This is a genomic window from Mycobacterium vicinigordonae (assembly GCF_013466425.1).
Taxonomy (GTDB): domain Bacteria; phylum Actinomycetota; class Actinomycetes; order Mycobacteriales; family Mycobacteriaceae; genus Mycobacterium; species Mycobacterium vicinigordonae.
In genome coordinates, this window is sequence record NZ_CP059165.1 from 3784717 (window position 1) to 3810215 (window position 25499).

At 68.1% G+C, this 25499-nt stretch carries 22 protein-coding genes and 1 pseudogene; 11 read left to right on the forward strand and 12 right to left on the reverse strand.

What is annotated here, in order from left to right:
- Positions 1–53: 53 nt before the first annotated feature.
- Both ripC and H0P51_RS16970 read right to left on the reverse strand, forming a co-directional pair.
- Positions 54–1211: a peptidoglycan hydrolase RipC gene (ripC, locus tag H0P51_RS16965; RefSeq protein WP_180913947.1), complete on the reverse strand. Its 1158-nt coding sequence runs from the start codon at positions 1209–1211 to the stop codon at positions 54–56.
- Positions 1212–1383: 172 nt separating this feature from the next.
- Positions 1384–1647 (reverse strand): hypothetical protein, encoded by a 264-nt coding sequence (locus H0P51_RS16970; RefSeq protein ID WP_180913948.1) that lies wholly within the window; start codon positions 1645–1647, stop codon positions 1384–1386.
- A gap of 162 nt (positions 1648–1809) precedes the next feature.
- Here H0P51_RS16970 and H0P51_RS16975 point away from each other — a divergent pair.
- A pseudogene (locus H0P51_RS16975) lies at positions 1810–3639 on the forward strand (DEDD exonuclease domain-containing protein); the annotation flags it as partial.
- Here the strand turns inward: H0P51_RS16975 and trpD are convergent.
- Positions 3577–4668, reverse strand: coding sequence for an anthranilate phosphoribosyltransferase (gene trpD / locus H0P51_RS28580; RefSeq protein ID WP_246398023.1), 1092 nt, complete (start codon positions 4666–4668; stop codon positions 3577–3579). The pseudogene H0P51_RS16975 and the gene trpD sit on opposite strands and share 63 nt — an antisense overlap.
- Before the next feature lie 125 nt (positions 4669–4793).
- Here trpD and ctaE point away from each other — a divergent pair, with 125 nt between their 5' ends.
- Genes ctaE through qcrB form a run of 4 tightly spaced genes read left to right on the forward strand, consistent with a single transcriptional unit; the run spans position 4794 to position 9180 of the window.
- Positions 4794–5405 (forward strand): aa3-type cytochrome oxidase subunit III, encoded by a 612-nt coding sequence (gene ctaE / locus H0P51_RS16980; protein WP_180913950.1) that lies wholly within the window; start codon positions 4794–4796, stop codon positions 5403–5405.
- 48 nt (positions 5406–5453) lie between these two features.
- On the forward strand, positions 5454–6320 hold the full coding sequence (qcrC, locus tag H0P51_RS16985; protein ID WP_180913951.1) for a cytochrome bc1 complex diheme cytochrome c subunit: 867 nt from the start codon (positions 5454–5456) through the stop codon (positions 6318–6320).
- Positions 6317–7531: a cytochrome bc1 complex Rieske iron-sulfur subunit gene (qcrA, locus tag H0P51_RS16990; protein WP_180913952.1), complete on the forward strand. Its 1215-nt coding sequence runs from the start codon at positions 6317–6319 to the stop codon at positions 7529–7531. Before qcrC ends, qcrA begins: the two co-directional genes overlap by 4 nt.
- Positions 7528–9180 carry a cytochrome bc1 complex cytochrome b subunit gene (gene qcrB, locus H0P51_RS16995; protein ID WP_180913953.1) on the forward strand — a complete coding sequence of 551 codons (1653 nt, stop codon included), beginning with the start codon at positions 7528–7530 and terminating at the stop codon, positions 9178–9180. Before qcrA ends, qcrB begins: the two co-directional genes overlap by 4 nt.
- 274 nt (positions 9181–9454) lie before the next feature.
- Here the strand turns inward: qcrB and H0P51_RS17000 are convergent, their stop codons facing one another.
- The 4 genes from H0P51_RS17000 to ctaC all read right to left on the reverse strand — a co-directional run bounded on the left by H0P51_RS17000 (position 9455) and on the right by ctaC (position 12751).
- Positions 9455–10105 carry a DUF2561 family protein gene (locus tag H0P51_RS17000; RefSeq protein ID WP_180913954.1) on the reverse strand — a complete coding sequence of 217 codons (651 nt, stop codon included), beginning with the start codon at positions 10103–10105 and terminating at the stop codon, positions 9455–9457.
- Positions 10105–11055 carry an MmpS family transport accessory protein gene (locus H0P51_RS17005; RefSeq protein ID WP_180913955.1) on the reverse strand — a complete coding sequence of 317 codons (951 nt, stop codon included), beginning with the start codon at positions 11053–11055 and terminating at the stop codon, positions 10105–10107. The genes H0P51_RS17000 and H0P51_RS17005 overlap by 1 nt, the downstream gene beginning before the upstream one ends.
- Positions 11056–11237: 182 nt before the next feature.
- Complete coding sequence (locus H0P51_RS17010) at positions 11238–11657, reverse strand: cytochrome c oxidase subunit 4 (protein ID WP_180913956.1); 420 nt, start codon at positions 11655–11657, stop codon at positions 11238–11240.
- An 8-nt stretch (positions 11658–11665) separates the two neighbouring features.
- On the reverse strand, positions 11666–12751 hold the full coding sequence (gene ctaC / locus H0P51_RS17015; protein ID WP_180913957.1) for an aa3-type cytochrome oxidase subunit II: 1086 nt from the start codon (positions 12749–12751) through the stop codon (positions 11666–11668).
- A 176-nt stretch (positions 12752–12927) separates the two neighbouring features.
- Here ctaC and asnB point away from each other — a divergent pair, with 176 nt between their 5' ends.
- Positions 12928–14928: an asparagine synthase (glutamine-hydrolyzing) gene (asnB, locus tag H0P51_RS17020; RefSeq protein WP_180913958.1), complete on the forward strand. Its 2001-nt coding sequence runs from the start codon at positions 12928–12930 to the stop codon at positions 14926–14928.
- 106 nt (positions 14929–15034) lie between these two features.
- Here the strand turns inward: asnB and H0P51_RS17025 are convergent, their stop codons facing one another.
- Both H0P51_RS17025 and H0P51_RS17030 read right to left on the reverse strand, forming a co-directional pair.
- Entirely contained in the window at positions 15035–17563 is a 2529-nt protein-coding gene (locus tag H0P51_RS17025; RefSeq protein WP_180913959.1) for a PE family protein, read from the reverse strand.
- Positions 17564–17758: 195 nt separating this feature from the next.
- A complete protein-coding gene (locus tag H0P51_RS17030) occupies positions 17759–18733 on the reverse strand; it encodes a carbohydrate kinase family protein (RefSeq protein ID WP_180913960.1) in 975 nt (324 codons plus the stop codon).
- A gap of 202 nt (positions 18734–18935) precedes the next feature.
- Between H0P51_RS17030 and H0P51_RS17035 the strand changes: the two genes are divergently transcribed.
- A complete protein-coding gene (locus tag H0P51_RS17035) occupies positions 18936–19628 on the forward strand; it encodes an Rv0361 family membrane protein (RefSeq protein ID WP_180913961.1) in 693 nt (230 codons plus the stop codon).
- A gap of 26 nt (positions 19629–19654) precedes the next feature.
- On the opposite strand, the gene H0P51_RS17040 is transcribed toward H0P51_RS17035, so the two are convergent.
- Positions 19655–20011, reverse strand: coding sequence for a HesB/IscA family protein (locus tag H0P51_RS17040; protein WP_180913962.1), 357 nt, complete (start codon positions 20009–20011; stop codon positions 19655–19657).
- Between the two features lie 88 nt (positions 20012–20099).
- Positions 20100–21176 (reverse strand): glycerate kinase family protein, encoded by a 1077-nt coding sequence (locus H0P51_RS17045; protein ID WP_180919034.1) that lies wholly within the window; start codon positions 21174–21176, stop codon positions 20100–20102.
- A 150-nt stretch (positions 21177–21326) separates the two neighbouring features.
- Here H0P51_RS17045 and H0P51_RS17050 point away from each other — a divergent pair, with 150 nt between their 5' ends.
- Genes H0P51_RS17050 through H0P51_RS17065 form a run of 4 tightly spaced genes read left to right on the forward strand, consistent with a single transcriptional unit; the run spans position 21327 to position 24376 of the window.
- Positions 21327–22019, forward strand: a complete 693-nt coding sequence (locus tag H0P51_RS17050; RefSeq protein ID WP_425488875.1) for a DUF3043 domain-containing protein — start codon at positions 21327–21329, stop codon at positions 22017–22019.
- Positions 22020–22047: 28 nt separating this feature from the next.
- Positions 22048–22581 carry a bifunctional adenosylcobinamide kinase/adenosylcobinamide-phosphate guanylyltransferase gene (locus tag H0P51_RS17055; protein ID WP_180913963.1) on the forward strand — a complete coding sequence of 178 codons (534 nt, stop codon included), beginning with the start codon at positions 22048–22050 and terminating at the stop codon, positions 22579–22581.
- Positions 22578–23642, forward strand: a complete 1065-nt coding sequence (gene cobT / locus H0P51_RS17060; protein ID WP_180913964.1) for a nicotinate-nucleotide--dimethylbenzimidazole phosphoribosyltransferase — start codon at positions 22578–22580, stop codon at positions 23640–23642. The genes H0P51_RS17055 and cobT overlap by 4 nt, the downstream gene beginning before the upstream one ends.
- A complete protein-coding gene (locus H0P51_RS17065) occupies positions 23639–24376 on the forward strand; it encodes an adenosylcobinamide-GDP ribazoletransferase (protein WP_180913965.1) in 738 nt (245 codons plus the stop codon). The genes cobT and H0P51_RS17065 overlap by 4 nt, the downstream gene beginning before the upstream one ends.
- Here the strand turns inward: H0P51_RS17065 and H0P51_RS17070 are convergent.
- Positions 24373–25476: a branched-chain amino acid aminotransferase gene (locus tag H0P51_RS17070; protein WP_180913966.1), complete on the reverse strand. Its 1104-nt coding sequence runs from the start codon at positions 25474–25476 to the stop codon at positions 24373–24375. The two genes, H0P51_RS17065 and H0P51_RS17070, sit on opposite strands and share 4 nt — an antisense overlap.
- Between the last annotated feature and the right edge of the window lie 23 nt (positions 25477–25499).

A 25499-nucleotide genomic window follows, 5' to 3' on the forward strand; every position in this document is an offset into this window, starting at 1 on the left:
CGCCAGCAGATGTGAAGGCCGGCGCCTCGAACTGCAGCGGTGCGAGGAGTCCGTCAGTAGCGGCGGGCGTCGTAGATTGGCCCGGACGAGTCCATCGGTACCACGCGAACCGGCTGGCCGTAGGTCGAGGAGTGGATCATCATTCCGTCACCGACGTAGATACCGGCGTGCGACGCGTCGGAGTAGAAGGTCAGCACGTCGCCGGGCTGCAGGTCGCCGAGGGACACCGGTTGACCGCCGTGGGCCAGCGCCTGGCTGGAGTGTGGCAGCGAGATGCCGGCCTGCTGGAACGCCCACATCACCAATCCGGAGCAGTCGAAGCCGCCGGGTGCGGCGCCACCCCACACGTAGGGCGAGCCAATTTGCGTCAACGCGGCCTGCACCACCATCGCACGATCACCGCCGCCGCCCTCGGGTGCGGTGAACGGAGCTCCGCTCACTCCGCCGGCGCCACCAGGTACAGGAGCCTCGGGTGCCGGTGCGCCTTCCGGTGCGGGCGGCGCGCCTGGGGGCAGCGCCTCGGGAGCCCCGGGAGCCCCTTGCGGAACCGGCCCGGGCTGGGCCATGGCGGTGCGCTGGTCTGGCGTGAGCGCCGCGTACTGAGACTTGACCACGGCGATCTGCACCTGCAGCTGGCTTTGCTTGTGCTGCAGGTTGGCACGCACCGCCGCGGCTTGTTCAGCGGCGGCCTTGGCGTCCGCGGCCGACTTGGCAGCGGCCTGCTCGGCCTTAGTAGCTTCAGCGTCCGCAGCCTTGAAACTGGCCATTTGCGCCGACATCTGACCTGCCATCACCCGCTGCACGGCCAGCCCGTCGATCAGCAGCTGCGGCGACTCCGCGGTCAGCATGGCGTCCAAACCATTGGTACGGCCACCCATGTAGACCGCGGCGGCAACCTTGTTGACCGTGTTCTGCAAGGTGGCCAACCGGGCCTTCGACGCTTGCACGGCGGCCTGGGCTTCGTTCAGTTTGTTCTCCGCGGCCCGCTGGGCGGCCAGCTTCTCGTTCAGGTCGAGCTGCGCGCTGTGCATCGCCTCGGTGGTTTGCTCGGCCTGCCGGGACAGCTCGTTCAGCTTCGCCACGGCGTCCTGGGCGGGATCGGCCATCGCAGTTGCCGTAGTGATGCCGCACAACACGACGAAGCTCGCTAACGAACCGACGGCGGACCGCTTGATTGCGCGCGCGATCGAATGCCTACAGTCGAGCCTCAAGATTGCATCCTTAAACTGCCATCGACGTTTATCCGCCGAGCTGGTTTAGGTCTCAAACAGGTTACGAAACGATATCGACGTTTGTCCAAAGCGGGGCGTTAAGAAAATAGGAAGATTTCTGTCATTTCTATGTGATTCAGGGATCTTGCCGTCGTCGACCCTACACGATCCATCACGCGACGCCCTTAGGTGACACCGGGCGGTCGCGTCGGATCGGTACCAGCCGCAACCGCGGGGCCAAGCCCGCCTCGGCCAGCACTTCCAGCGCGACTTGCTCGTCGTACGAAAGGGTTTCGGGCACGCCGAGCAAAACGCTCACCACGCACTCACGGCATCCAGGCCCGCGCACGGCGCAATCGTCACAGTCGATGACCACCGGCTCCCCCGGCTTGGGCGCCGCACTACCGTCACTTCCGGCTCCATTGCTGAGTGCCATCTGAGTCGGTCCTCTCCGTAGGGCTATCCATCACAAAATCAAGCTGCACCGCACGGTAACGGTGTGCACCGACATCCCCTTTCGTCGGACAATTCTGGGCTTCGTCGAAGCTTCCGGCGCGGGAGCCCAGGGTTGTCGGTGCGGATGCCTAACGTCACCGCCATGGGTGCGACCGGTGCGACTCAGCTCAGCTTCACCGGCCTCTTCGACGAACTCGAGCCATCGCAGCAGCCCCACGAGCAGTCACTGCGCGAAACCACCTTCGTTGTGGTCGATCTGGAGACCACCGGCGGGCGCGCCGTCTCCAATAGCGGAGCCGCCCCGGACGCCATCACCGAGATCGGTGCGGTCAAAGTGTGCGGCGGCGCCGTCCTGGGCGAATTCGCCACCCTGGTCGACCCTGGACGCAGCATCCCACCCCAAATAGTCCAACTGACCGGAATCACTACGGCAATGGTCTGCGACGCCCCCACCATCGATGCCGTACTACCGATGTTCTTCGAGTTCGCCGGTGACGCGGTGCTGGTCGCCCACAACGCGGGCTTCGATATTGGCTTCCTGCGCGCCGCGGCCGAACGTTGCCAGCTGCACTGGCCGCGCCCGAAGGTGCTGTGCACCGTCCGGCTTGCAAGGCGGGTGCTCAGCCGGGAAGAAGCGCCCAGCGTGCGACTGGCCGAGTTAGCACGGCTGTTCGCCGTGACGACGCAACCGACGCACCGCGCTCTCGACGACGCCCGGGCCACCGTTGACGTGCTGCACGCACTGATCGAGCGGGTGGGCAACCAGGGCATTCATACCTACACCGACCTGCGGTCCTATCTGCCGGACGTCACCCCCGCCCAGCGCCGCAAACGGGTGCTGGCCGACGGCCTGCCCCACCGGCCGGGTGTCTACCTGTTCCGTGGTCCCTCGGGCGAGGTGCTCTATATCGGTACCGGTGTCGACCTGCGGCGCCGCGTCAGCCAGTACTTCACCGGCGCCGATCCGCGCGGCCGGATGAAAGAGATGGTCGGCCTCGCCGAAAGCGTCGACCACGTCGAATGCGCGCACTCCCTCGAGGCGGGGGTTCGGGAATTGCGACTGCTGGCCTCCCACGCCCCGCCGTATAACCGCCGGTCGCGGTTTCCGCACCGGTGGTGGTGGGTGGCGCTCACCGACGAGGCGTTCCCGCGACTCTCGGTGGTGCGCAACCCGCGTCACGACCGTGCCATCGGCCCGTTCCGGTCCCGCACGGACGCCGCGGACACCGCGGCCCTGCTCGCTCGATTCGCCGGCGTGCGAACCTGCACCAGGCGGCTGGCCCGATCAGCGCGGCACGGACCGGCCTGTCCCGAACTCGAGGTGTCACCCTGTCCGGCGGCCCGGGACGTGACGCCCCAGCAGTACGCGGCGGTGGCGGTCCGGGTCGAAGCGCTGATCGACGGCACCGACAACGCCGCGCTCGCCGCAGCCGCCGACCAGGTTTCAGCACTGGCTGAGCGCCATCACTACGAGAGCGCGGCTAGGCTGCGCGACCACCTCTGCACCACGGTCGAGGTGTTGTGGCGCGGCCAGCGGCTGCGGGCCCTGACCGCGCTGCCCGAGCTGATCGCCGCGGCGCCGGACGGCGACAAAGGGTACGAACTCGTCGTCATCCGCCACGGCCAACTCGCCGCCGCGGGCGTGGCCCGGCGCGGGGTACCGCCGATGCCGGTGATCGAGTCCATCGCCGCCGGCGCCCAGACGATCCTGCCGTCTGCGGCCCCGCTCGGCGGGGCGCTGGTTGAGGAGACCGCGCTGATCGCCCGCTGGCTAACGGCGCCAGGGGTACGGATCGTGCGTGTCACCTCCGAGAACACCGGTTGGGCGTCACCGCTGCGGTCGGCCGGCGCGTGGGCGGGCTGGGCGGCCGCGGCCCGTTCGGCGAAACTGGCCGCGGAGCAGTTGGATTCACACCCGCTGACTGAACCGCACCCAACGCGCGAGCAGCTGTTCGGCCGCCCCGCTGTCGATCGCGGCGACGGCGCGGCACAACCCGTCTTCCCAAGCCGGCAACCATTCAGCGCGACTGGATAACCCGGCATGCGCCACCAGCGCACCGGCGGCGTTGAGCACCACGGCGTCGCGCACCGGACCTTGGCCCCCGGCGAGCACCGCGCGCACTTCGGCGGCGTTGGCCTCAGCGTCACCGCCGCGTAGCTCGTCGAGTTCGGCGCGGGCGAACCCGAATCCCGCCGGATCGAACTTCAACCTGTCCACGGTGCCCGCCTGCACCCGCCAGATCGTGCTCGTGGTGGTTGTCGTCAGCTCGTCGAGCCCGTCGTCACCGTGCACCACCAGCACACTGGAGCGACGGGCGGCGAACACCCCGGCCATCACCTCGGCGAGATCGGCGAAGGCGCAGCCGATCAATCCGGCCCGCGGTTGGGCCGGATTGGTAAGCGGCCCAAGGAGATTGAATACCGTCGGCACCCCGATGTCGCGGCGCACCGGCGTGGCGTGCCGATACGACGGATGAAACTGCGGCGCGAAACAAAACCCAATCCCGAGCTCACGCAGACTGCGCGCGACCTGCTCGGGCCCCAGATCGATGCGCACCCCGAGAGCCTCCAGCGTGTCGGCCCCGCCGGACAGCGAGGAGGCCGCGCGGTTGCCGTGCTTGACCACCGGCACACCCGCCGCCGCAACCACGATCGACGCCATCGTGGACAGGTTGACGGTGTTGACTCCGTCGCCACCGGTCCCGACGACGTCCACGGCGTCGTCGGGCAGCGTCTCGGCAGGCATCGGCCGGGCGTGGTCGAGCATCACCCCGGCCAGTTCGCTGACCTCTTCGGCCGTCGGGCCCTTCATCGTCAGCGCCACCGCGAACGCCGCGATCTGGGCGGGTTGCGCGGCGCCAGCCATGATCTGGTCCATCGCCCAGGCCGCCTGCCGGCGCGTCAGGTTCTGCCGGTCGGTCAGGCACCCGAGGACCTGTGGCCACGACGGCGACACGCCCAGGGAACCCCCTCGCGACGCAGCTTCAGATGACGCAACCACGCGCCGATGGTCCCACGCCGACCGGGTCCGCCGGCCAGGTGGCCGGAAAAGAGGCGCGACACGTTTTACCGGAAATTTCTGACCCGGGTAGTGCTCGACAACTACAAAGCGTCATACTTGCGGATGTGACGAGTGCTGTAGGGACCTCGGGTACTGCGATTACGTCGCGAGTCCATTCGCTGAACCGCCCCAACATGGTCAGTGTTGGCACCATAGTGTGGCTTTCCAGCGAACTGATGTTCTTTGCTGGCCTGTTCGCGTTCTACTTCACGGCGCGAGCGCAGGCCGGCGGGAACTGGCCGCCGCCGCCAACCGAGCTGAACCTGTACCAGGCTGTGCCGGTGACGCTGGTGTTGATCGCCTCGTCGTTCACCTGCCAGATGGGGGTGTTCGCGGCCGAACGCGGCGACGTCTTCGGGCTGCGCCGCTGGTACATCGTCACGTTCCTGATGGGCCTGTTCTTCATCCTGGGCCAGGCCTACGAGTACTACCACCTGGCCACCCACGGCACGACGATCCCCGGCAGCGCCTACGGCAGCGTCTTCTACCTGGCGACCGGGTTTCACGGTCTGCACGTCACCGGCGGTTTGATCGCTTTCATCTTCCTGCTGGTGCGCACCACCATGAGCAAGTTCACCCCGGCGCAAGCCACCGCGAGCATCGTTGTGTCCTACTACTGGCACTTCGTCGACATCGTGTGGATCGCGCTGTTCACCGTGATCTATTTCATCCGTTAGCCCGACCCAGCCCACCCTCCCAACAGGCCCGAGAACAGGAGTGCTCAGTTGAAGAGACTGGGATTCACCCGATCCGGCCGGCGGCCCAGCCAGCCGGAAAAGCGGCGCACCGATCGCTCGCGGCGGCGTCTTCGCCGTCGGCTGTCAGGTGCGCTGCTGCTGCTGATCGCGTTGACCATCGCTGGCGGGTTGGCGGCGGTACTGACCCCGACGCCGCAGGTGGCGGTGGCCGATGAGTCCGGCCTGGCCCAATTGCGAAGCGGCCAGCAGCTTTACGAGACCTCGTGCGTGTCCTGCCACGGCGCCAACCTGCAGGGTGTTCCCGACCACGGGCCCAGCCTGATCGGCGTCGGCGACGCCGCCGTCTACTTCCAGGTGTCGACCGGTCGGATGCCGGCCATGCGCGGTGAGGCTCAGGCGCAGCGCAAGGAACCGATCTTCGACGAGCACCAGATCGACGCGATCGGCGCCTACGTGCAGGCCTACGGCGGCGGCGGTCCGAGCGTTCTGCGCAACCCCGACGGCAGCCTGCAGATGCAGTCGCTGCGCGGCACCGACCTAGGCCGTGGTGGCGACCTGTTCCGGCTCAACTGCGCCTCGTGCCACAACTTCACCGGCAAGGGCGGCGCGCTGTCCTCCGGCAAATTCGCGCCCGACCTGGGTCCTGCCAACGAGCAACAGATCCTCACTGCGATGCTGACCGGCCCGCAGAACATGCCGAAGTTCTCCGACCGTCAGCTCTCCCTGGAGTCGAAGAAGGACATCATCGCCTACGTGCGCACCGCCGCCGAGGAGCGCACCCCGGGTGGCTACGGGTTGGGTGGATTCGGACCCGCACCCGAGGGGATGGCGATGTGGATCATCGGCATGGTCGCCGCCATCGGGCTGGCACTGTGGATTGGGGCGCGCACATGAGCGACGAAGCTGACCCGAAGCTCGGTTCGGATACCGACACCGACACGCACCTGGGCGCCAAGGAGCCCACCGACGCGGCGCTGGCCGCGATGTCGAACAAGGAACTGCTCGACCTGGGCAGCAAGATCGACGGCGTCGAGATCGTCTACAAGGAGCCGCGCTGGCCGGTCCCGGGCACCAAAGCCGAGAAGCGCGCCGCGCGCTCGGTGGCAACCTGGCTTTTGCTGGGCGGTGGTTTCGGGCTCGCGCTGCTGCTGGTCTTTCTGTTCTGGCCATGGGAGTACAAGCCCAAGGGCACCGACGGCAGCCTGCTCTACTCGCTGGCCACTCCGCTATACGGATTCACCTTCGGAATGTCGGTGCTGTCCATCGCGATCGGCGCGGTGCTCTTCCAGAAACGCTTTATCCCCGAAGAGATCACGATCCAGGACCGGCACGACGGCGCATCCCGTGAGATCGACCGTAAGACGGTCGTGGCCAACCTCACCGACGCCTACGAAGGGTCCACTATCGGTCGTCGCAAGCTGATCGGAGCGTCTTTCGGACTGGGGTTGGGCGCATTCGGCCTGGGCACCCTGGTCGCGTTTGCCGGCGGTCTGATCAAGAACCCGTGGAAGCCGGTCGTTCCCACCGCCGAAGGCATGCAAGCCACACTGTGGACGTCCGGATGGACCCCGCGGTTCAAGGGCGAAACGATCTATCTGGCACGGGCCACCGGCGCCCACGACGGGCCGCCATACACCAAGATGCGTCCGGAGGACATGGACGCCGGCGGCATGGAGACGGTTTTCCCGTGGCGGGAGTCCGACGGCGATGGCACCACGGTGGAATCTCACGAGAAGCTCTCGGCGATCTCGCTGGGTATCCGTAACCCGGTGATGCTCATCCGGATCAAGCCCAGCGACATGGACCGCGTGGTCAAGCGCAAAGGGCAGGAAAGCTTCAACTGGGGCGAGTTCTTCGCCTTCACCAAGGTCTGTTCGCACCTGGGCTGCCCGTCGTCGCTGTACGAGCAGCAGTCCTACCGAATCCTGTGCCCTTGCCACCAATCGCAGTTCGACGCGCTTCATTTCGCTAAGCCGATCTTCGGCCCGGCGGCCCGAGCACTGGCGCAGCTGCCGATCACAATCGACAAGAACGGGTACCTGGTTGCCAACGGCAACTTCATCGAGCCCGTCGGTCCGGCATTCTGGGAGCGCACTACAACATGAGTCCTAAATTGAGTCCCCCGAAAATCGGCGACGTCCTGGCCGCGCAAGGTGAAGCCGTCGACACCCGCTATCACCCGTCGGCGGCGGTGCGTCGTCAGCTCAACAAGGTGTTCCCGACGCATTGGTCGTTCCTGCTCGGTGAGATCGCCCTGTACAGCTTCCTGGTACTGCTGATCACCGGCGTCTATTTGACGCTGTTCTTCGATCCGTCGATGGCCGAGGTCACCTACAACGGCGTGTATCAGCCGTTGCGCGGCGTAGAGATGTCCCGGGCCTACGAGACGGCACTCAACATCTCCTTCGAGGTCCGCGGCGGGCTCTTCGTGCGTCAGGTTCACCACTGGGCCGCGCTGATGTTCTCCGCCTCGATCATGGTGCACCTGGCCCGGGTGTTCTTCACTGGTGCGTTTCGCCGCCCGCGGGAGGCCAACTGGGTGATCGGCGCCCTGCTGTTGATCCTGTCGATGTTCGAGGGCTACTTCGGCTACTCGCTGCCCGACGACCTGCTTTCCGGCATCGGCCTGCGCGCGGCGCTGTCCTCGATCACGCTGGGCATGCCGATCATCGGCACCTGGCTGCACTGGGCACTTTTCGGCGGCGACTTCCCCGGCACCATCCTGATCCCCCGCCTCTACGCGCTGCACATCCTGCTGATCCCCGGCATCATCTTGGCGCTGATCGGCGTGCACATGGCGTTGGTGTGGTTCCAGAAGCACACCCAGTTCCCCGGCCCTGGCCGCACCGAGCACAACGTCATCGGTGTGCGGGTGATGCCGGGATTCGCGGTGAAGTCGGGTGCGTACTTCGCCTGCATCGTGGGCGTGCTGGGCCTGATGGGTGGACTGCTGCAGATCAACCCGATCTGGAACCTGGGCCCCTACAAGCCATCTCAGGTCTCGGCCGGCTCCCAGCCCGACTTCTACATGATGTGGACCGAGGGCCTGGCACGTATCTGGCCGGCGTGGGAGTTCTACTTCTGGCACCACACGATTCCGGCGGTGGTCTGGGTCGGCGTGATCATGGGTTTGGTCTTCATCCTGTTGATCATTTACCCCTTCCTGGAGAAGCGGTTCACCGGTGACTACGCACATCACAACCTGCTGCAGCGGCCGCGAGATGTCCCGGTACGCACCGCAATTGGTGCAATGGCCATCAGCTTCTACATGGTCCTGACGCTGGCCGCGATGAACGACATCATCGCGTTCAAATTCCACATCTCGCTCAACGCCACCACCTGGATCGGACGCATCGGCATGGTGATCCTGCCGCCGCTGGTCTACTTCATCACCTACCGGTGGGCCGTCGGACTGCAGCGCAGCGACCGCGCGGTACTCGAGCACGGCGTGGAGACCGGCATCATCAAGCGCCTGCCCCACGGCGCCTACATCGAACTGCACCAGCCTCTGGGGCCCGTCGACGACCACGGCCACCCCATCCCGCTGGAATACCAAGGCGCCCCGCTACCCAAGAAGATGAACAAACTGGGCTCGGCCGGCTCACCAGGCAGCGGCAGTTTCCTGTACGCCGACCCGGCATCCGAGGATGCGGCGCTGCGTGAGGCAAGCCATGTGGCAGAACACCGCGCCCTCACGGCACTGCGGGAACGCCAGGAGAACGGCAACGGCTCCTCCAACGGAGACCATCACTAACCGGTCGGGCGGGTCGCCAGCACTCGCAAGACGGGTCCTCAGCCAGCACTAATCCGTCGGGCGGGTCGCCAAACACTCGCAAGGCGGGCCTCAGCCAGCGCAACGCGGGCCTCAGCCGGGCGGTTGGCCCGGGGCCGGCATGGCTCGCGCGCGGGTGGCGCGAGCGCGACCCGCCTGGGCCCGGCTTGGCCCGGCCCCGGCAGGTTCGGCCCGCAAACCGTGCATCTACTCCACTGCTCGGCTGGCCGCACAAGCGGCAATGCGCGGCGCTGGGCTAGCGGGCAGCCGGGCCGCGCCGCAGCTGCCGCACGTAGTACCACTCAGCTGCCGGGGCGCCGGCGATGATCAGCCCAGCAAACGCGTAGCTCACCCATGAGCCGCCCTCGTGGCCTGCGGCCATAAGGTAGGTCGCCAACGCGACACCGACCAGCGACCCACCGATGACGGTGGTCAGCGCGACAGCTCCCCGCAGCCAGATCCGGTCCACCGCCTCGCCTGACCATTCGTCAAGTGCCCCATAGGCTTTCGCCTGCTCTCGCAGTGCCGACGCGGCCGGTGTGCGCCCTGCTGGGCGACCCGCCGGACGGGCCGACTGCCGGGTTGGTACCCCTCCCTGCAGGGCCTTGGACCGCACGACCGGTTCGATCTGCGTCATCCTGCGGGCGCGCAGCAAAACCGGGATGGCAGCGGCAATGACCAGGGCCGAGACACCAATGATCGCGTACAACACCCATGTCGTGTGCGGACTGTGTGCCGCCGTGTGGTAGCCCCGGCCCAGGTCGGCCAGGGCGACGAAAGCGGCCACGCTGACGCCGACCAGAATCAGCCACACCGCGGCGCAGGCCCCGAGCATGATGCGATCGACGACGTCGGGATTAACCACGGGGTCGGGACCGCGCCGGTACGCGGAATATCTGCCTACCATCAGCAGCTCGTCTGGGGCGAGTCGTTGGTGTTCGAGGACAAGACCGTCCCATCGCTAGTGATGATCGAGCAGTTGAGTTTGCTGACGCGGAACAGGCTGGACGCTTCCACCGACCCGACGTCGGATTGCGAGATCGGGGTGACGGTCATCGACCAGGGGATGTACACGTTGTGTTGGGTCCGTCGCCGACCGGACGCGTCGACGTAGGTGACCGAGATGATGTCGCCCGGCGCCTTGGTACCGGTCACCGAATAGGTGACCTGCCGGGGCCCGGCTGGTGTTGTGGTGGTCGCCGGAGGAGGTGCTGCCGCGGTGGACGGCGCAGCCGGCGGCGCCGTCGTGGTAACGGGCGGTGGGGCCGGCGGCGGCGCCGGCGGAGGCGTCACGGTGACCGTCTGCGTCTCCGTTGCAGTGGGGATCTCGCTGGGCGGCGGCGGCACAGCGGAAGAAGGCGGCGGCGGTGGCGGCTCGGAGGACGGGGGTGGTTTGGTGGTGGTGATCTGGTCCTGCACCGGCGTTGTCGAAGTAGTGGAGGTAGCCGGGTTGGCAAGTTTGCTGGTGTCGGTGCGCGTCACGAGCACCGAGACCGCGGCCACCAGCGTGATCGCGGCCACGATCGCGGCGACGCCGACCACCCACGGCCAGCGCGGCGCGGAGTGCTCGTCGTCGTCGAAGTCGTCGTAACCGTCGTAGTCGTAGAGCACCAGATCGGCGGGCACGTACCGGCCACTGAGGAACTGCTCCGACTCCGGAGCCGAGTACGCCTGCGAGTAAGCATCGGTCGCGTCGGCGTGCGCGTCGTCGCCGAAACCGTCATCGAGATCGTCGACCGGATTCAGCTCGTCGTCCAGCTCGCCATCCAGCTCGTCACCCGCGCGTTCGGGTTCGGAGGGCTCGGCGGCAGGGTCGGGCTTCTCGGGTTCTCGTTCCGGCGGATTCGGCCCGCTCATATCTGCCTACCCTGTCCAACTGCCCGACCGGCGCGTGTGACTCCGCGGCTGCACCCGTGTACGCGCGCTCGGTGAATTCTCATGGTGCCTCGAAAACCCTACCCAACCGGTCGGGACACAGGCGCTGCGGCAAACTGGCCGCGGATCAACTGATGCCCTGATTGTGACCTTTTGGGATCCGACTAGTGCTTCTCGGGACCAACGTAGTACTCGAAGACCAATCCGCCCACCGACGCCAGGATGAACACCACGCCCGCGACGATTAGCCAGGGCAGCCACAGCGCCATACCCACAGCCGTCACCGACCCGGACAGGGCGATCATGATCGGCCACCAGCTATGCGGGCTGAAGAAACCCAATTCTCCTGCACCGTCGCTGATCTCGGCGCCCTCATAATCCTCCGGCCGAGTGTCGAGCCGGCGGGCGACGAACCGGAAAAAGGTGGCGACGATCAACGCCAGGCCGCCGGTCAACGCCAGCGCAGTGGTACCGGCCCACTCGACGCCGCCGGTAGCGAACAGCCCCGTCAGCACCCCGTACAGCACCGTTACCACCACGAAGAACGCGGCGACGAACTCGAACAGCCTGGCTTCGATGTGCATGAGTTGTCCTAACCTCTTGGGCTCGGGGCCAATTCGCCGCGGCGGGTCTCGAACGGATGAGTGGTTGTCGCCAGCGGCGCCTGGTTGATCGCGCTCAGGGCCTCGGCGTTGGTCTTGCCGGCCATTCGCTGCTGCAGGAAGGCGACGAACTCGTTGGGCTCCACCACGCGGACCTCGAAGTTCATCATCGAGTGATAGGTACCGCACATTTCGGCGCAGTGCCCGACGAAGGCCCCGGTCCGGACGATCTCCTCGACCTGGAACCTGTTGACGGAGTTGTTCGCCGCCGGGTTGGGCATCACGTCGCGCTTGAACAGGAACTCGGGCACCCACCACGCGTGGATCACGTCGGCGGAGGCCATCTGGAACTCGATGCGCTTGTGGGCGGGAAGCACCAGGACAGGGATCTCGGTGCTGGTGCCCAGGATTTCGATCTTGTCCCAGTGCAGGTACTGCCGGTCCTGGGGGTTGAATCCGTGCAACGCGCCGACGAGTTCTTCACCGTGCGCGTCCCTGCCCTCGGGCTTGGACGTCATCTCCTTGCGCGGCTGGTCGGCCCCGTCGTAGTTGAACGTTCCGTCCTTGAAGGCGACCCGCTGGTATCCGAACTTCCAGTTCCACTGGAACGCGGTGATGTCGATCACCACCTCAGGGTCCTTCGCCAGATGCAGCATCTTCTCCTGCACCACAACCGTGAAGTAGAACAGCACCGAGATGATCAGGAACGGTGTGACGGTCAGCACCAGCTCCAGCGGCATGTTGTAGCCGAACTGACGGGGCAGCTCGGTGTCGGTCTTCTTCTTCCGGTGGAAGGCGGCGGCCCAGAAGATCAGACCCCACACGATGGCGCCGACGACGAACGAGGCGATCACCGCGCCGATCCACAGCTGCCGGTTGGCGTGGGCTTCGGGGGTGATGCCCTTGGGCCAACCCAGGGCCAGCGCGTCCTCCCAGCTGCATCCGCTGAGGGTGACCGCCAGCACGCCCAACGTCGCGACCAGCAATACCGGGCGAAGGCGGCGGGCGAAAACGCGTACGCCACCAGAACTGCTCTGCGACAAGCTGTGCGAACGATCCAGCCCGCGACGTGTCACGTTGGCGCCTCCTGTATCACAAGCTGGGCCGACTGGCCTGCGGCTGATTCGGCTCACTCGGATGTCGAATACTACGCAGCGTAGACCACGCCGCACCAGCAGGCGACCGCCTGGTCACCCCGACCCGCCGAGCGTCGCCTCACCAACCATCGTGAAGTGCGGCATACTGGGGCGCCGTGTGTGGACTGCTGGCTTTTGTCGCCGATCCGGGCGGCCCGGAATGCGCTCAAAGCGCGACCGCGGCCGCCGCTGCGCACGCGGCACTGGCCGACGGCAAGATCGCCCGCGCCTCGCATCTGATGCGTCACCGCGGGCCGGACGAGCCGGGCACCTGGACCGACCCGGAGTATGCGAACGGATCCCCGGACGGCGCCGTGTTCGGGTTCAACCGGCTTTCCATCATCGACATCGCCCACTCCCACCAGCCGCTGCGCTGGGGTCCGCCGGAGCAGCCGGACCGCTACGTGCTGGTGTTCAACGGCGAGATCTACAACTACCTGGAGCTGCGCGAGGAGCTGCGCAGTGACCACGGCGCCGTCTTCGCCACCGACGGCGACGGGGAAGCCATCGTCGCCGGATACCACTATTGGGGCGCTGAGGTTCTGAAGCGGCTGCGCGGCATGTTCGCCTTCGCGCTGTGGGACACGATCAACCGCGAATTGTTCTGCGCCCGCGACCCGTTCGGCATCAAGCCGCTGTTCATGGCGACCGGCCCCGGCGGGACCGCGGTGGCCAGCGAGAAGAAGTGCCTGCTGGACCTGGCCGATCTGGTCGGATTCGAGACCGGGGACGGCGGCCTTGACCGGCGCGCTATTCAGCACTACGTGGTGTTGCAGTATGTGCCGGAGCCCGAGACGCTGCACCGCGGCGTGCGCCGTCTGGAGTCGGGTTGCTATGCCTGGATCCGGCCGGGCGGACAACCCGAGGTCACCCGCTACTTCCGGCCGCGATTCGCGGCGGTACCGATCGCCCCGGGCACCGAGCAGGCCCGCTACGACGAGATCACCGCGGTGTTGGAGGACTCGGTCGCCAAGCACATGCGCGCCGACGTCACCGTCGGTTCGTTTCTGTCCGGCGGTATCGACTCCACTGCCATCGCCGCGCTGGCAATCCGGCACAACCCGCGGCTGATCACGTTCACCACCGGTTTCGAGCGCGAGGGTTTCTCCGAGCTCGACGTGGCGGTGGCCTCTGCGGAGGCGATCGGCGCCCGGCACGTCGCCAAGGTGGTCAGCGCCGAGGAATTCGTGGCCGCGCTGCCCGAGATCGTCTGGTACCTCGACGAGCCGGTCGCCGACCCGGCGCTGGTGCCGTTGTTCTTCGTGGCCCGAGAGGCCCGTAAACACGTCAAAGTCGTGCTGTCCGGTGAGGGCGCCGACGAGTTGTTCGGCGGCTACACGATCTACCGGGAGCCGCTGTCGCTCAAGCCGTTCGACTACCTGCCGCGGTCGCTGCGGCGGTCGATGGGCAAGGTGTCGCGGCCGCTGCCGGACGGCCTGCGCGGCAAAAGCCTGCTGCACCGCGGCTCGCTGACGCTCGAGGAGCGCTACTACGGCAACGCGCGCAGCTTCTCCGACGAGCAGCTGCGCGACGTGCTGCCCCGGTTCCGGGCGGACTGGACGCACACCGACGTCACCGCCTCGACCTACGCCGACTCCGCCGGCTGGGATCCAGTGGCGCGCATGCAGCACCTCGACCTGTTCACCTGGCTGCGCGGCGACATCCTGGTCAAGGCCGACAAGATGACGATGGCCAATTCACTGGAACTCCGGGTGCCGTTCCTGGACCCTGAGGTGTTCGCAGTTGCGTCCCGGCTGCCCTACCAGGCCAAGATCACCCGCGCCACCACCAAGTACGCGCTACGGCGCGCGCTCGAGCCGATCGTGCCCGCCCACGTCCTGAACCGGCCCAAGCTCGGCTTTCCGGTGCCGATCCGGCACTGGCTACGCGCCGGCGAATTGCTGGAGTGGGCCTATGAGATGCTCGACTCGTCGCAAGCCGGTCACCTGATCGACCTCGCCGCGGTGCGCCGGATGCTCGACGAGCACCGGGTGGGCACCAGCGACCACAGCCGTCGGCTGTGGACGGTGCTGATCTTCATGCTGTGGCACGCGATCTTCGTCGAGCACAGCGTGGTGCCGCAGATCAGCGAGCCCGTGTACCCCGTCGAACTCTGACGCCCAGCAGACGCAAAAGCTCCCAAAAACCCTGGTTTTTGGGAGCTTTTGCGTCTGCTCGCGGGACGTAGGTCTGTTCCCGGGACTTAGGCGAGCACGCGGGCGGCTACGGTGAGCCGTTGAGACCGTCCTGCCCCAGCGCTCCGCCATCGCCACCGACGCCATGGTCGCCTGGTGTCGCACCGGTACCGCCGTTGCCACCGTTACCGCCATCACCGACCAGTACAGCATTCCCGCCGTTCCCGCCCATCCCACCGACGGTGTCGCCCGAACCACCAGCACCACCCGCGCCACCAGTACCGAACAATTGACCTGCCCGACCGCCGTTTCCGCCGTTACCGCCGTTACCGCCGTTACCCAACCCACTGGCCCCGCCGGCGCCGCCCGCGCCACCAAAGCCGATCAGACTGGCGTTGCCGCCGGCACCGCCGTTGCCACCCGCCAAACCGCTCTGCGCGCCAGCACCACCGGCACCACCGGTCGAAAACAGCAGACCGGCGTTGCCGCCGGCACCGCCGTCGCCGCCTTCGACACCCCCGGTGCTGAATCCTCCAGTCCCGCCCAAGCCTCCGGCGCCGAATAGCAGGCCCGCATTGCCGCCCACCCCGCCAGCGCCGCCGCGAATCAGACCACCGCTGGACCCACCGAGGCCACCGGCGCCACCGCTACCCGCGAAGAGGCCCCCGTCGCCGCCCGCTCCGCCGGCACCCGCGGCAGCGCCCGAACTACCGCCGGACCCGCCGTTTCCGCCACCGGCGCCGACGAGACCACCGAACAACCCGCCGGTACCGCCGGCCCCGCCGGTGCCGCCGCTGACACCGGCGGCCTGGCTGGCGTACCCGCCGGCCCCACCATTGCCTCCGGCGCCTAGCAACCCGCCAGCGCCTCCCGCGCCGCCGGCCCCACCACTGCCGGACAGGAACCCGGCCCCGCCGGTGCCGCCGGGCCCACCGCTGCCGAAGAGCAGCCCGCCGGTCCCGCCGGCCCCGCCGGTTCCCGCATTACCGACGGAGGTGGCGCCGCCAGTTCCGCCGGCGCCGCCAGCCCCGACTAAGCCAGCGGCTCCTCCAACTCCGCCGTTTTGGCCGGCTGCACCGGAACCACCGGCGCCGCCGTTACCGAGCAGGATCCCGCCTGGTGCGCCGCTCTGGCCCGTCCCAGGGGCCCCGTTGGCTCCGTTGCCGATCAACGGACGCCCGAACAATGTCTCGGAGGGGCCATTGACTACATCGAATGCACCCTGCAACGGACCGGTGGCTCCGTTGGCGCCCGCGGCGCCAGTGGTTTGCCCCAACCCGCCATTTCCGCCGTTGCCAGCGGTGCCAAAGAACACGGCGTCACCGCCGGTACCGCCGACCCCGCCGATCGTTGCACCGCGACCGCCTTCCCCACCGGTGCCGCCGTTGCCGAATAGCAAGCCAGCTTTGCCACCCATTCCACCTGCCCCGCCAGCACCGGTATTGCCGCTGCCGCCAATCCCCCCGATCCCGCCAGTCCCCACGAGCCCGGCGTTGCCCCCGCTGCCACCGGCCCCACCGCCAGCCCCGCCGGCGCCGCCGGTTCCACCGGCCCCACCGCTGGAGAACAGCATGCCCGCGTTGCCACCAGCCCCGGCCGCCCCGCCACTGCCGTGGTCGTTGTATCCCCCGTCGCCGCCTGAGCCGCCGGTACCGAATAACCAGCCAGCGTTGCCGCCATTGCCGCCGGCGGCGCCGATACTGGCGTTGGTGCTGGACCCGCCGACCCCTCCGCTACCACCCGGCCCGGCGAGGAGGCCGGAGTTGCCACCGTTTCCTCCGGCGCCTCCGACGTCGCCGCCGTATCCGCCGGCGCCGCCATTACCGCCGCCGGCACCGACCAGCCCGCCGAGCAACCCACCGGTACCGCCCGCGCCGCCTTGACCGCCGGTGCCTAGCGCGCTGCCCCCGCCGATCCCACCGTTACCTCCGGAACCCAACAGTCCGGCGGCCCCGCCAGCCCCACCCACCCCGCCGTTACCGCCCAGGAAATTGGCGTCTGACGTGTACCCGCCGGCGCCGCCGGCGCCGCCATTGCCAAACAGCCAGCCGCCGGCTCCGCCGGCTCCGCCGTTCCCGGCCTTGCCCGCCGCGACGTTGCCGCCCGCACCGCCTGCCCCACCGGTGCCAAACAGTCCCGCAGCACCCCCGGCTCCACCGTTTTGGCCCGGTGCACCGGACCCGCCTGCTCCGCCGTCGCCGAGCAACCATCCGCCTGGCGCCCCGTTCTGTCCCGTTCCCGCAACGCCATTGGCGCCGTTGCCGATCAGCGGACGACCGGTGGCCGCCTGGACGGGCGTGTTGATCACGTTGAGCAGTTGTTGCAACGGCGAAGTGTTGGCGGCCTCGGCACTGGCGTATGAGGCCGCACCATTGCTCAAAGCCTGCACAAAATTCTGATGGAAGGTAGCCGCCTGCGCGCTCAAAGCTTGATAGGCCTGTCCATGCCCCGAGAACAACGCCGTTATCGCCGCCGAAACCTCGTCTTCGGCCGCGGCCAGCAGCTGTGTGGTGGAGGCTGCCGCAGCCACGTTGGCCGCCTCAAGCTCCGAGGCTAATCTGGCTAAATCGCTTGCCACTGAATCTAATTCGGCCGGCGCGGCGACGACAAACGACATGTGTTACATCTCCCTACGGCCGACAACTTGAATATGGTGTCCAAGCGCGAACGATGCGCCGGGCAACAGGGACCGTAGCTCGTTTTGCCGTCTTCCGTTCCGGATTGGCCGAAGGTTGCGGTAATTGACGCCGAGCAGACGCAAAGGCACCCAAAAACCAGGGTTTTTGGGTGCCTTTGCGTCTGCTCGCGGGGCTTAGGCGAGCACCGCGGCGATCTCGGTGGCCGCTTCGTCGCCGTAGGCGCTCGCCAACCGGGCCGCGGCGATCGAGCGGTCCCACTCCCACTCCTGGGTTCCGGTCGACTCCAGCACCAGCACCGCCACCAGCGAACCGAGCTGCGCCGAGCGCTCCAGGCTCAGCCCGGCGCTGCGGCCGGTCAGGAAACCGGCGCGGAAGGCGTCGCCGACGCCGGTGGGGTCGGTCTGGCTGGTCTCGGGCACCACGCCGACATGCTGAGTGGTGCCGTCGGGCTGGACGATGTCGACGCCTTTAGCGCCGAGCGTGGTGACCCGCAGCCCGATCTGCGCCATCACGTCGGCGTCCGACCAGCCCGTCTTGGACAGCAGCAGATCCCACTCGTAGTCGTTGGTGAACAGGATCGCAGCGCCGTCGATAAGCCTCTTGATCTCGTCGCCCGAGAGCCGCGCCAGCTGCTGGGACGGGTCGGCGGCGAACGCCAACCCCAGCTTGCGGCATTCGTCGGTGTGCAGAACCATTGCTTCAGGGTCGTTGGCTCCGATGATCACCAACTCCGGTGTGCCGATGTTCGCCACCACCTCGGCCAGAGAGATGTCGCGGGCCTGCGACATAGCCCCGGGATAGAAGGACGCGATCTGCGCCATCTCGGTGTCGGTGGTGCAGGTGAACCGCGCAGTGTGCGCGGTGCTCGAGATCAGCACGTTGTCGCAGTTGACGCCGTGCGACTGCAGCCAGTCCCGGTAGTCAGCGAAGTCTTCGCCCGCCGCGCCGATCAGCGCGGCGTCACCGCCGAGCACGCCGATGGCGAAAGCGATGTTGCCGGCCACTCCCCCTCGGTGCACCACCAGGTCGTCGACCAGGAAGCTCAGCGACACCTTGTGCAGGTGTTCCGGCAGCAGCTGTTCGGAAAATCTGCCGGGAAACCGCATCAGATGGTCGGTGGCAATGGAACCGGTTACCGCGATGGTCACTAAATCTCCGCCCTTCGTTACTCAGGTCGTCTAGCCTCTCATGGACGTCGGCCAGGCAATCACGCTGTCGCAGCGAGGCTGACATCCACAGTGGTCTCCAGTCGTTGCGCTAGCCTGCCTAGAAGCACTCACCCGGTTGCCGGATCTCAGACTCGCGCGGCAACCCACTCGTCGCCTCGTCCACCAGCGTAGGAGAACATTGATGGCCGGTCCGTACCCGCCGAACCCTGCGCCGGGCCCTGAGGGACCTCAACAAGGGCAGGCGTACCCCGAGGCCGGACCCCAGCAACCCCAGACGCTGGACTTTCCGCACGACCCGCACGACCCGCACGACCGTGCCGACCCGCAGCCGCCTGGCATGCCCCGTCCCGGTCCGCCACCAGGCCCACCAGGGCCCTACCCGAAGCCCCGGCGGCCCAAGCGGTTGCTGATTGGCGTCCTGCTCGCCATCGCACTGGTAGCTGCCCTCACCACGGCGATCGTCTACGGGGTCCGCACTAACGGCGCCAACACCGGTAGCACCTTCTCGGAGGCTTCGGCCAAGACGGCAATCCAGACCTACCTGGATGCCTTGGCGCACAAAGACACCGATGTCATCGTGCGCAACGCACTGTGCGGCATCTACGACGCCGTCAAGGACAAGCGCTCCGACCAGGCCCTCGCCAAACTCAGCAGCGACGCGTTCCGCAAGCAGTTCTCCGAGGTGAAGGTCACCTCGATCGACAAGATCGTTTACCTGTCCCCATACCAGGCCCAGGTGCTGTTCTCCATGAACGCGACATCGGCCATCGGCGGACCACAACGCAAAGACATTCAAGGCATAGCTCAGCTGTTATTCCAGCGCGGCCAGATCATGGTGTGTTCCTACGTGCTGCGCACCGCAGGACAGTACTGACGGGTTAGACCCGGATCAGTCGAAGCTCAGTTGAACGAGTCCCCGCACGCGCACGACCCGCTCGCGTTGGGGTTATCGATGGTGAAACCCTGCTTCTCAATGGTGTCGACGAAGTCGATCGACGCGCCTTCCACGTAGGGCGCGCTCATCCGGTCCACGGTCAGCGTCACGCCGCCGAAATCCGCGGTCAGGTCGCCGTCCAGGGTCCGGTCGTCGAAAAACAGGTTGTAGCGCAGACCCGCGCACCCGCCGGGCTGGACCGCGATCCGCAGGGCGAGGTCGTCGCGACCCTCCTGCTCCAGCAGCGACTTCGCCTTGCCGGCCGCGGCCTCGGTCAGGACCACACCGTGCGTCTTGGCGGTCGACTCGTTCTGCACCGTCATCGCTTCTCCTACTGCCTGATTGTCGGGTGGGCCGCCCGGTTCTGATTATCAGCCCAGGCCGGCGCCTGCTACAGGAAAACCCACTGAGTCAACGGTACCCCGACGGGCCGCTATTCCCGAGTCGCGCGGCCACCTCGGATGCCAATCCCATCAGCTGGTTGGCCGCGTCGGCCAGTGCCAACCGCACCGAACCAGCGTATTCGGACATGGCGAGCGCCGACATGATGCCCGACACGCGGGTGGTGGACTTGTCCACCGACACCTGCCCGGCCAGCACGATCACCGGAATACCGAGTGGTCGGGCGGCGGCCGCGATTTCGCCGACAACCTTGCCGTGCAGGGACTGCTCGTCGAAGTGGCCCTCGCCGGTGACGATCAGGTCCGCCTCCGCGAGGTCGTCGGCGAGGTGGGTGAGTTCGGCCACAATGGCCGCGCCGGATTCACAGCGGCCGCCCAGGGCCAGCAGCGCCGCCCCGATACCCCCAGCGGCGCCCGCGCCGGGCTCGGCGCTGACGTCGCGGCCGGCGACCGTGTCCAGCACCAGCGCCCAGGCTTCCAGCCGAACCTCCAGTTTGGCGACGGTGGCCGTGTCGGCGCCCTTCTGCGGCCCGAACACCCGTGCCGCCCCCCACGGTCCCAGCAGTGGGTATAGGACGTCCGAAGCGGCGATCAGCTCGACCCCGCCCAACCATTTGCGGGCCGTGTCCAGCCCGCCCAACTGATCGACCATCCCCTGCCCACCGTCGGTGCAGGCGCTGCCGCCCAACCCAACCACCACCCGCCGGGCCCCCGCTTCCAGCGCGGCGCTGATCAGCTGACCCACTCCCCGGCTGTGAGCTGCCATCGCCGTCTCCGGGGTCGGCGGACCACCCAGTAGGTCAAGGCCGCATGCTTGCGCACATTCGAGGTAGGCGGTGCGGGTGGGCTCCTCGTAGACCCAACGGGCGGTCACGTCGGTGTCCAGCGGACCGCGCACCCGCAGCTGGCGGATTCCGCCTATCCGACTGGCCAGCACGTTGACGAACCCCGGGCCGCCGTCGGATTGCGGAGCGACGATGAACGAGTCGCCCGGTCGGGAGCGGGTCCACCCGGTGGCGATGGCCGCGGCGGCCTCCACCGCGGACAGGCTGTCGCCGTAGCAGTCGGGAGCGACCAGTACCCGCATCGCAGGCAGCTGTAGTCTGCCGGGCCCGAAGTCACCGGCAGCATCATCCGACGCCTGCGAGCCGTTCATCACAGGCCAGAGTAGGTCCAACCGGCCGGGATTACCGGCGCAATTAAATTCTGCGGCGCGGGGCGAAGTAACCTGGCGACTGTGAAGTTGCTGGGCCGTAAGAACGGCGTACCGACAAGTCGCGCCGAGGGCTCGGACGCACCGGACGCTTCCGACCCGGATGCTGGGGCGCAGCCGGGATCGCGTGTGGCACGTACCGGTCCCAAAGGCCGACCGACACCCAAGCGGGACGAGGCCCGTCGACAGGGCCGTAAGGGCCCGGTCGCGCCCGCTCCGATGACGGCCGCCGAGGCGCGGGCCCGGCGCAAGTCGCTGGCCGGCCCCAAGCTGAGCCGCGAGGAGCGCCGCGCCGAGAAGCTCGCCCGCCGCGCCCGGATGACCGACCGGCAGGAGCGGATGAAAGCCGGCGAAGAGGCTTATCTGCTGCCCCGTGACCAGGGTCCGGTGCGCCGCTACGTCCGCGACGTGGTGGACTCCCGGCGCAACCTGCTCGGCCTGTTCATGCCGTCGGCGCTGTTTCTGCTGGCCGTCATGTTCATGCTGCCGCCGCAGCTGCAGGTCTACACGTCGCCGGCGATGCTGGTGCTGATGGCGTTGATGATGGTCGACGGGCTCATCCTGGGCCGCAAAGTCGGCAGACTGGTGGACGAGAAATTCCCGAACAACACCGAAAGCCATTGGAAGCTCGGCATTTACGCTGCCGGCCGGGCTTCGCAGATGCGCCGGACACGGATGCCCCGGCCTCAGGTGAAGCGCGGCAGCAGTGTCGATTGACAGCCGGCTGAAAGCCGCCTGACCGCACGTGCGCACGCTGGTGGTCGGCGGCATCAGGTCGGGCAAGTCCCGGTGGGCGGAGGAGACGATCGCTACGTCATTGGCAGCTGCAACGCCGGTCCGCTATGTGGCGGCCGGGCCTGCCGCCGACTCAGACCCGCAGTGGGCGGGCCGCGTCGCCAAACATCGCGCTCGTCGCCCTGGGCATTGGGCGACGGTGGAGACCGCCGACGTGGCCGCCGAGTTGCTCCGCTGCCCCGACTTTCCGACGCTGGTCGACGATCTGGGCACCTGGCTGACCGCCACGCTGGACCGCCACCGCGGCTGGGATGGTGGATCGGTGGATGCTCCCGTCGACGAGCTGCTGTCCGCGGTACAGACGTTCTCCTCGACGCTGGTGCTGGTGAGTCCCGAGGTGGGCCTGACGGTGATGCCGGCCAGCTCGGCGGGGCGCCGGTTCGCCGACGAGCTGGGCAGCCTCAACCAGCGGGTGGCCCAGCTTTGCGAGCGGGTGGTTCTGGTGGTGGCCGGGCAGGCGCTGACCATCAAGGCTCCCGCATGATCGGGTTTGCGCCGGTGCCGCCGCCGGACCAGTCCGCCGAGGTCGCCGCCCGCGCTCGCCAAGACACCTTGACCAAGCCGCGGGGTGCGCTGGGGCGTCTCGAGGACCTGTCGGTATGGATCGCGTCCTGCCAGGCGCAGTGCCCGCCGCGGCAGTTCGAGCGGGCCCGGGTTGTGGTGTTCGCCGGCGACCACGGCGTCGCCCGCTCCGGGGTATCGGCCTATCCGCCGGAGGTGACCGCCCAGATGGTCGCGACCATCGGCGCTGGCAGGGCCGCGATCAACGTGCTGGCGCAGATCGCGGGCGCGTCGGTGCGGGTCGCGGACCTGGCGGTGGATTCCGGTGCGGCAACCGGCGCCGAGCACGACGCTGGCGACAAGGTGCGCCGCGGCAGCGGCGATATCGCCGTCGAGGACGCGCTGACCCAGGAGGAGACGGCGCGCGCGATCGCGACCGGACAGCGGATCGCCGACAGCGAGGTCGACGCCGGCGCGGACCTGCTGATCGCGGGCGACATGGGCATCGGCAACACCACCCCGGCCGCGGTGCTGGTAGCGGCGCTGACCAACACCGAGCCGGTCGCCGTGGTCGGTTTCGGCACCGGGATCGACGACAGCGCGTGGTCGCGCAAGACGGCCGCGGTGCGCGACGCACTGTTCCGGGCCCGGCCAGTGCTCGAGGACCCGGTCGGACTGCTGCGCAGCTGCGGCGGCGCCGACTTCGCGGCGATGGCCGGCTTCTGCGCCCAGGCCGCGGTCCGGCGCACCCCGCTGCTGCTGGACGGTATGGCAGTGACGGCGGCCGCGCTGGTCGCCGAGCGTTTGGCGCCCGGAGCGCGACGGTGGTGGCAGGCCGGACACCGCTCCACCGAGCCGGGCCACACGCTGGCTCTGGCCGCGCTCGAGCTGGAACCCATCCTCGATCTGCGGATGCGCCTGGGCGAGGGCAGCGGTGCCGTGCTGGCGTTGCCGGTGCTGCGCGCCGCGGTGGCCACGCTGTCGTCGATGTCGACGTTCACCGAGGCCGGGGTTTGTGGCCCCGCCAACGATCCGATCCCGTGATTCGTTCGCTGGCAACGGCTTTCGCGTTCGGGACGGTGATTCCTGTGCCGGGTTCCTGGTCGGGGCCGGTAGGCCGAGGTGCGCTGACCGCTCTACCGGTAGTCGGTGCGGCGTTGGGCGCCCTGGCCGCGGCGGTCACGTGGGGCGGGTCGGCGGCGTTCGGCCCAGGCAGCCCCTTGTCGGGGCTGCTGGCAGTGACGGCACTGCTGCTGGCGACCCGCGGACTGCACATCGACGGTGTCGCCGACACCGCCGACGGGTTGGGCTGCTACGGGCCGCCGGACAAAGCGTTGACGGTGATGCGCGACGGGTCCAGTGGGCCGTTCGGTGTTGCCGCGGTGGTTTTGGTGATCACCCTGCAGGCAACGGCGTTCTCGAGGCTGGCGCCCGGTGCCGTGGTCGTGGCTGTGTTGGCCGGGCGGGTGAGTGCGGTGTGGGCCGCTCGGCGTTCGGTGCCGGCGGCAGCGGGCAGCGCGCTGGGGGTCCGAGTAGCCGGCACCCAGCCCGTCTGGGTGGCACTGGCGTGGCTGGTCGTGCTGTTGGTGGCCGCGGCGCCGACTGGTCCGCGGCTGTGGCAAGGGCCGGTGGCCGCGCTGGTGGGTGTGGCGTGCGGGGCGGGGCTGGTCGCGCACTGCGTGCGGCGGTTCCGCGGCATCAACGGCGACGTGCTGGGCGCCGCGATCGAGCTGACCACGACGGTGTGCGCGGTGCTGTCGGCTGCGTGGGCCGGCTAGCCCAGCCGAGACATCCAGCCGTGGGTGTCGGCGAAGGTGCCGCGCTGGATGCCGGTTAGCGTGTCGCGCAAGGCCATCGTCACCTCGCCGGGCTTGCCGTCTGCGATGGTGAAGTCCCGGTCGCCGTGCTTGACCTGCGCGACCGGGGTTATCACCGCGGCGGTGCCGCAGGCGAACACCTCGGTGATCTCACCGGAAGCGGCCTTCTTCTCCCACTCCTCAATGTCGATCTTGCGTTCCTCGACGCTGAACCCGGCGTCAAGAGCCAACTGCAGCAACGAATCTCGCGTGATGCCGGGCAGCAGCGAGCCGGACAGTTCCGGGGTGACCAGTCGCGCCGAGCCGCCGCTGCCGAGCACGAAGAACAGGTTCATCCCGCCCATCTCTTCGACGTAGCGGCGTTCGACACCGTCCAGCCACACCACCTGGTCGCATCCGTGCTCGGCGGCTTGGGCCTGCGCGAGCAGCGAGGCGGCGTAGTTGCCGCCGAACTTGGCCGCACCCGTGCCGCCCGGGCTGGCCCGCACGTATTCCGTGGAGATCCAGACCGTGACGGGGTTGATGCCGCCCTTGAAGTACGCGCCGGCCGGCGACGCGATCAGCAGGTAGCGGTACTCCTTGGCGGGCCGCACCCCTAGCCCCGGTTCGGTGGCGATGATGAACGGCCGCAGGTACAGCGCCTCTTCGCCACCGGCCTTGGGCACCCATGCGTTGTCGACGGCGATCAGCTGGCACAGGGATTCGATGAACACGGAGTCGGGAAGTTCCGGGATGGCCAGCCGCCGCGCCGACGAGCGCAACCGTGCGGCGTTGGCGTCGGCGCGGAAAGACACCACCGACCCGTCGGACCAGCGGTAGGCCTTGAGGCCCTCGAACACTTCCTGCGCGTAGTGCAGGACGATCGCCGACGGGTCCAGTTCAATCGGGCCATAGCCGAGGACCCGCGCGTTGTGCCAGCCCTGGCCCTCTTTGTAGTCGATGGAGACCATATGGTCGGTGTGGTACTTGCCGAAGCCGGGGTCGGCCAGGATCGCTACCCGCTCGGCCTCGCTGGCGGGGTTTTCCGCGCGCGAGACTGTGAACTCAAGAGGGCTGGCCATGGCGCCGATTCTATAACCGGGCG

Excerpts from the sequence above, each read along its gene's own strand:
- H0P51_RS17035 (WP_180913961.1), top strand. The coding sequence starts at position 18,936 with ATGGCCGGTCCGTACCCGCCGAACCCTGCGCCGGGCCCTGAGGGACCT.
- H0P51_RS16970 (WP_180913948.1), bottom strand. The coding sequence starts at position 1,647 with ATGGCACTCAGCAATGGAGCCGGAAGTGACGGTAGTGCGGCGCCCAAG.
- H0P51_RS17005 (WP_180913955.1), bottom strand. The coding sequence starts at position 11,055 with ATGAGCGGGCCGAATCCGCCGGAACGAGAACCCGAGAAGCCCGACCCT.
- H0P51_RS17010 (WP_180913956.1), bottom strand. The coding sequence starts at position 11,657 with ATGCACATCGAAGCCAGGCTGTTCGAGTTCGTCGCCGCGTTCTTCGTG.
- H0P51_RS17070 (WP_180913966.1), bottom strand. The coding sequence starts at position 25,476 with ATGGCCAGCCCTCTTGAGTTCACAGTCTCGCGCGCGGAAAACCCCGCC.
- qcrA (WP_180913952.1), top strand. The coding sequence starts at position 6,317 with ATGAGCGACGAAGCTGACCCGAAGCTCGGTTCGGATACCGACACCGAC.
- H0P51_RS17045 (WP_180919034.1), bottom strand. The coding sequence starts at position 21,176 with ATGCGGGTACTGGTCGCTCCCGACTGCTACGGCGACAGCCTGTCCGCG.
- cobT (WP_180913964.1), top strand. The coding sequence starts at position 22,578 with ATGATCGGGTTTGCGCCGGTGCCGCCGCCGGACCAGTCCGCCGAGGTC.
- H0P51_RS17040 (WP_180913962.1), bottom strand. The coding sequence starts at position 20,011 with ATGACGGTGCAGAACGAGTCGACCGCCAAGACGCACGGTGTGGTCCTG.
- qcrB (WP_180913953.1), top strand. The coding sequence starts at position 7,528 with ATGAGTCCTAAATTGAGTCCCCCGAAAATCGGCGACGTCCTGGCCGCG.
- H0P51_RS17025 (WP_180913959.1), bottom strand. The coding sequence starts at position 17,563 with ATGTCGTTTGTCGTCGCCGCGCCGGCCGAATTAGATTCAGTGGCAAGC.
- H0P51_RS17000 (WP_180913954.1), bottom strand. The coding sequence starts at position 10,105 with ATGGTAGGCAGATATTCCGCGTACCGGCGCGGTCCCGACCCCGTGGTT.